Below are 3,410 nucleotides of genomic sequence, written 5' to 3' on the forward strand. Positions count from 1 at the left end.
AAATTCTTCGTATAAAATTTTGATAGCAGGGTTTTCATGAGATTTTCTTATTGGCAGGGATCTGTCTACTTCGTATATCGCTTGCATCCTTTTTAGAAGTATTTCGCTGTTTGTTGGGATAGGTTGACCACCGCCACCAATACATCCACCTGGACATGCCATGAATTCCACAAAATGATACTCTTTTTCACCGCTTTTGATCATTTCTAAAACCTTTCGGGCGTTCCCTAAACCATTCACGACAGCTACTTTTAAATTTATTCCATCAATTTCTACCGTTGCTTCTTTTATTCCTTCAATGCCTCTAACAGCTTCAAAGTCCAATTTTTCTAATTCTTCACCAGTTATTACTTCGTATGCAGTTCTCAAAGCGGCTTCCATAACACCACCCGTTGCCCCAAAAATTGCACCGGCACCAGAAGAGATACCTAAGGGTTCATCGTACTCCTCCGGTGGAACGTTCAGCAAATCTATACCAGCAAGTTTAAACATTTTTGCCAATTCACGGGTAGTTAATACATAATCGACATCGCCTTTCATTTCTGGTCTAACCCGTTCAAATTTTTTGGCAGTACATGGCATGACAGAAACTACAATCATATCTTCTTTTGAGATTCCTAATTTGTTTGCATAATATGTCTTGGCAATAGCTCCAAACATCTGTTGAGGAGATTTACATGACGAAAGATTATCAATAAATCGGGATAATTATGTTCTAAGAATTTAACCCATCCTGGGCTACAAGACGTCAATAAAGGAAGCTTCCCATTATTTTTGAATCTTTCAATGAATTCATTCGCTTCTTCCATTATCGTTAAGTCAGCAGCAAAGTTAGTATCGAAGACTTTATCAAATCCTAACAATCTTAATCCTGTCACCATTTGTTTTGTGGCAATTTTTCCTGGTTCTGCATCGAATTCTTCGGCTATTGCAACTCTAACGGCAGGAGCTGTTTGCACGATTACATATTTACTTTCGTCAGAGAGAGCAGTCCAAACTTGGTCCATTTGATAAACCTCATGTAAGGCTCCTGTGGGGCATTCTAAGATGCATTGCCCACAATTTGTACAATCGACGTTCCCCATACCTTTGTCCATGAAAGTTGTAACGTATGTATCTGGCCCTCTGTTTGCAATCGTTAATATGTTAACCGACTGGACCTCTGAGCATTTTCTGACGCAACGGTTACAAACGATACATTTTTGAGGTTCTCTCACAACTGAATAACTGCTTCTATCTTCCGGTAAACCATTAGATATTGGAGGGACCCTTATTTCAGTTACACCTATTTCTTCAGCAACCTCTTTTATCTCACAGCTGCCGGATTTTGAACAAGTAAGGCAATTTAAGTTGCAGTTTATCCCATGAGAAGCTATTATCAATTCCATGATAGTTTTTCTTGTTTTTCTTACTCTTTGAGAATGAGTAAAGATTTCCATACCATCGGTAATTTTTGTTACACAAGCTGGTTTCAAGGTTCTTTCACCCTTTATTTCAACTGAGCAAAGTCTGCAACTTCCAAAAGGTTCAAGTTTTTCAGAATAACAAAGTGTAGGTATTTTTATGTGAGCTTTCTTTGTGGCATCTAAAATACTAATTTCATGATCAAATTCATATTCTCTGTTATTTATCTTTACTTTCATATTTCCACCTTCTTTGTGTAAAATTTCTCAAATATGGAAAGAATAAGGTTTAAAGAAGACTCTCCAAATCCACAACGTGCTGCAGAGCTTACGGCGTACTGTATATCAGAGATTATTTCTATTTCCCTTGAAGTTGGATATCCTCTTTTATATATATCCGATACGATTTTGTTTATATTCTTGTTTCCTTCTCTACATGGGAAACACGTTCCACATGTTTCGTCTCGGAAAAAGTCAGAGACATTTTTCACGATTTCCAAATAATTTCTTTGTGAAGAAACTACGATCATTCCACCAGATCCGATGTTACTCCCCATTTTTTGAAGATTTTCATAGGTGTAAGGTACATCTAATTCCTCTTCAATTAATGCTTCAGTGGAAATTCCTCCTGGGATAACAAAACCAATTTTTTCTCCTTTAACTCCTCCTGCCAATTCTTGTACGATATCTTTAACTGTTAATTTTCCAAATTCTACTTCGTAAACGCCCGGTTTGTTGACGTCACCACTGATAGAGACTAATTTTGTTCCTCTGCTTTTTTCTGTTCCTATTTCTGAATAAGGGTTGTTATCGTAACTCATTATTTCTGCTGCCGCGGCCAATGTTTCAACGTTATTGACAACGGTCGGTTTACCATACAATCCCTCAAAAACTGGTAAGGGAGGTTTTATACGAGATTTTCCTCTGTCTCCTTCAATGGAATTGATTAAAGATGTTTCGTCTCCACATACGTAGGCGCCTGCACCTCTCACCAACTTCAAATCAAACGAGAAATCTGAGTTTATAATATTTTCTCCCAATATATTTTTTTCATAAAGTTTTTCGATCGCTTTCTTAATGATTTTTATTGCCTCTACATATTCACCTCTAATGTAAATATAACCATATTTTGATCCAGTGGCATAACCACTGATTATTATACCTTCCAAAACTTTAAAGGGAAGATTTTCCATCAAAAATCTATCTTTGAAAGTTCCAGGTTCTCCTTCGTCTGCATTACATATAATAAATTTGGTGTCATTTTTAATTGAAAACACTGTTTCCCATTTTATACCTGTAGGAAAACCGGCTCCGCCTCTTCCTCTTAAACCACTTTCTTTTATTTTATTGATAACTTGTTGGGGTTCCAACTTCAAAGCATTCTTCAAGCCTGGAAAGTCGTATTCTTCCAAACTTTTGCCCAAGTCCTTTTTTAGAAAGATTCTTTCCATTTATTTTCCTCCTATTCCAGTGAATCGAGTATTTGAATCGCTTTGGTAACGGTTAGATGAGTGTAATACGTATCGTTAACCATCATAACAGGTCCTTCATCGCAATGTCCTAAACATTCAGCTACTTCTAAGGTGAATTTTTTGTCTTTTGTGGTTTCATTCTCTTCCACTTTGAGATAATCTTTCAAGGCTCTAACTAAGTCTGCGGACTCGTTTAATCTACATGAGACACTGTCACAGACACGTACGATGTATTTTCCCGTTGGTTCAAGATGAAACATAGAATAAAAACTGATCACTCCGTACAAACGAGCTTTAGGGATGTCTCTTTTTTGCGCGATTCTCAAGATATCCTCTTCAGAGATGAATCCATACGTTTCTTGAATATCATGGAGTTCTTCCAAGAGTTCTTTTTCATAATACTTTTCCATTCCATCTCCTCCTTCTAGTTTTGAAATACAAAAACTTTGAGGCATTTATTAACAGAATCTGGATTGTTAATATTTTCACTAAATTGATCCATTTTTAATATATTTATGTGAAAAAAACGCTAAAA

At 36.5% G+C, this 3,410-nt stretch carries 3 protein-coding genes and 1 pseudogene; all 4 read right to left on the reverse strand.

Going from position 1 to position 3,410, the window contains the following annotated elements; translation table 11 throughout:
* Positions 1-204: iron hydrogenase small subunit (locus NAAC61_RS11420; protein WP_443146892.1), on the reverse strand; the 204-nt coding region annotated here is incomplete at its 3' end.
* Positions 190-1,643: pseudogene (locus NAAC61_RS10895) on the reverse strand ([FeFe] hydrogenase, group A); the annotation flags it as partial. The gene NAAC61_RS11420 and the pseudogene NAAC61_RS10895, both read right to left, overlap by 15 nt.
* On the reverse strand, positions 1,640-2,854 hold the full coding sequence (locus NAAC61_RS10395) for a complex I 51 kDa subunit family protein (protein WP_202695991.1): 1,215 nt from the start codon (positions 2,852-2,854) through the stop codon (positions 1,640-1,642). The pseudogene NAAC61_RS10895 and the gene NAAC61_RS10395, both read right to left, overlap by 4 nt.
* Positions 2,855-2,865: 11 nt before the next feature.
* Positions 2,866-3,285 carry an NADH-quinone oxidoreductase subunit NuoE family protein gene (locus tag NAAC61_RS10400; protein WP_041534079.1) on the reverse strand — a complete coding sequence of 140 codons (420 nt, stop codon included), beginning with the start codon at positions 3,283-3,285 and terminating at the stop codon, positions 2,866-2,868.
* Between the last annotated feature and the right edge of the window lie 125 nt (positions 3,286-3,410).

The organism is Petrotoga sp. 8T1HF07.NaAc.6.1, assembly GCF_016772115.1.
Classification (GTDB): domain Bacteria; phylum Thermotogota; class Thermotogae; order Petrotogales; family Petrotogaceae; genus Petrotoga; species Petrotoga mobilis.

Bases quoted from the DNA above. Each gene is read 5' to 3' on its own strand.
- NAAC61_RS10395 (WP_202695991.1), bottom strand. From the start codon at position 2,854: ATGGAAAGAATCTTTCTAAAAAAGGACTTGGGCAAAAGTTTGGAAGAA.
- NAAC61_RS10400 (WP_041534079.1), bottom strand. From the start codon at position 3,285: ATGGAAAAGTATTATGAAAAAGAACTCTTGGAAGAACTCCATGATATT.